The sequence below is a fragment of the Aliterella sp. E5.1 genome (assembly GCF_057473825.1).
The window spans coordinates 1-1,747 of record NZ_JBYCCV010000316.1 but is presented as its reverse complement, the minus strand read 5'-3'; the positions used below and the strand labels follow the sequence as shown (position 1 = coordinate 1,747).

3 protein-coding genes are annotated in these 1,747 nt (G+C 41.3%); 2 read left to right on the top strand and 1 reads right to left on the bottom strand.

Annotated elements, in window-relative coordinates; genetic code table 11:
• Positions 1-186: 186 nt before the first annotated feature.
• Positions 187-432, top strand: coding sequence for a type II toxin-antitoxin system Phd/YefM family antitoxin (locus AC2VE5_RS26750; protein WP_486890573.1), 246 nt, complete (start codon positions 187-189; stop codon positions 430-432).
• The gene (locus tag AC2VE5_RS26745; protein WP_486890572.1) at positions 432-836 is read left to right on the top strand and encodes a type II toxin-antitoxin system VapC family toxin; all 405 of its coding nucleotides are present in this window, start codon (positions 432-434) and stop codon (positions 834-836) included. Before AC2VE5_RS26750 ends, AC2VE5_RS26745 begins: the two co-directional genes overlap by 1 nt.
• A gap of 58 nt (positions 837-894) precedes the next feature.
• Here the strand turns inward: AC2VE5_RS26745 and AC2VE5_RS26740 are convergent.
• Positions 895-1,747: sulfotransferase (locus AC2VE5_RS26740; protein WP_486890571.1), on the bottom strand; the 853-nt coding region annotated here is incomplete at its 5' end.

Below are 1,747 nucleotides of genomic sequence, written 5' to 3'. Positions count from 1 at the left end.
TGGCCTGGATATCTGGGCGTTGGGTTACCCATTGTACCCAGGCATTGGGTGCCAGGCTGATCAGTCGTTTACTACCAATATCTGCAACTTTCGGCATTTAGAGAGGGGTGAAACGGACAGCAGGAATAGGTTAAAATTACCTTAAGCCAGTAAAACTAGTCAACCAGATTAAATATTGGAGAATTTATGCAAAGCGTTGGCGCTTTTGAGGCAAAAACTCACCTATCCAAACTTTTAGATCAGGTAGAAGCAGGTGAGAAAATTATGATTACACGTCATGGTGAACCGGTAGCAATGCTGGTGCCAGCTAAACCTGCTCCTGAGCAGGAGCAAATTCGTCAGTTAATCGCGGAGATGCGTACGACCCGCACAGGCAATACCTTAGAGGGCATCACTGTTCAAGAATTAGTCAATGAGGGACGAAAGTATTAATGCGTTTTGTGGCAGATTGTTCGGTTATGCTGCCCTGGTATCTGGAGGATGAGAAGACAGATTATACAGAGAGGCTGCTAGACAGCTTGGAATCAAATCAGTTGGTTGTTCCAGCATTATGGCGGCTCGAATTTACGAATGCTCTGCTGGCAGCAGCACGCCGAAAACGGATTAGCGAAGCTCGACGCCAAGAGATAATTGATCAAGCAGAGCAATTACCAATCAGCTTTGACAGCTATCTTGTAAGTCTCAGTAGTATTAGCGATCTAGACAGAAATTATCATCTCACAACCTATGATGCTGCGTACCTGGAACTAGCTTTGCGAAAATCGCTCCCTCTTGCCACATTGGACAGCCAGCTTATCAAGGCTGCTAAAAAAGCTAATGTATCAATACTGTCATAATGAAGGTGCGGTCTTATAGATAAAGATAGTTAAAGTCTTTTCAAAAACCAAAACATATTTAAATATATCCATACAGTTCTAGCTCGGTTTTTGCAACCTTCTCTGCCAACTTAATTTCGTGGGGATCTCGTCGCTTATGTACCCCAATCGAGCTGGTGCGAGCTTGTCTGAGTCGCTTATGAAGACGGGAGTTCATGCTTGAATCAAAATGTTTAACAACTAATTCACCATATTTTAAGGAGTCATACATTAGATCTTCATATTTTAGAAATAGTACACGGCCAGACTCCGAAATCTCAGGTTTAGAGAAAAAACTATGACATCTTCGAGTCATCTCTTTCCACATCCAAATTGCACGCACATAAGGAGTGTAGGAAAGAAACTCTTCTTCTCTTCCATCCTCAACCCACCAAGGAACATAGCGATCACCATACTTGCGTCCCATAACCACCTCAGGGGTATTTAAATCTAATAGCTTTTGATCAGTAAGCACATCGTAGCTTCGGACAAGTGAATCCGCACAATCACGACCATCACGAAATATATAAATTATGCTACTATTAGGCAAAGCATTATACGAAAATTCAGGAGCAAAACTTAGGAAAGGCTCTTTATAAATTAAATGCTGGACTATGCGTTTTTTTCGTAAAGTTAGCAGTAGTTCATTAATATCTGCATAACCTATTAACCATTTGTGTAGCATGTGATATCGAGAATTAGAGGCTGTGTCTAAATAGTTATCTAAAGAATGCTTAAAGCCAAATTCAAGGGAATTCAGAATTGGAACTGGCAAAGAGAAATTTATAACGGCTGGAATAGAAACTGGAAGGTGATCTCCACTAATACATTCAGAATTACCTAAGGCTTTCAAAGCCTTCATAAGAAATGTGGTCCCGGATCTTGGGCATCCT

What these genes read in the sequence shown, in the direction of transcription:
- AC2VE5_RS26750 (WP_486890573.1), top strand. Translation starts at nt 187, where the DNA reads ATGCAAAGCGTTGGCGCTTTTGAGGCAAAAACTCACCTATCCAAACTT.
- AC2VE5_RS26745 (WP_486890572.1), top strand. Translation starts at nt 432, where the DNA reads ATGCGTTTTGTGGCAGATTGTTCGGTTATGCTGCCCTGGTATCTGGAG.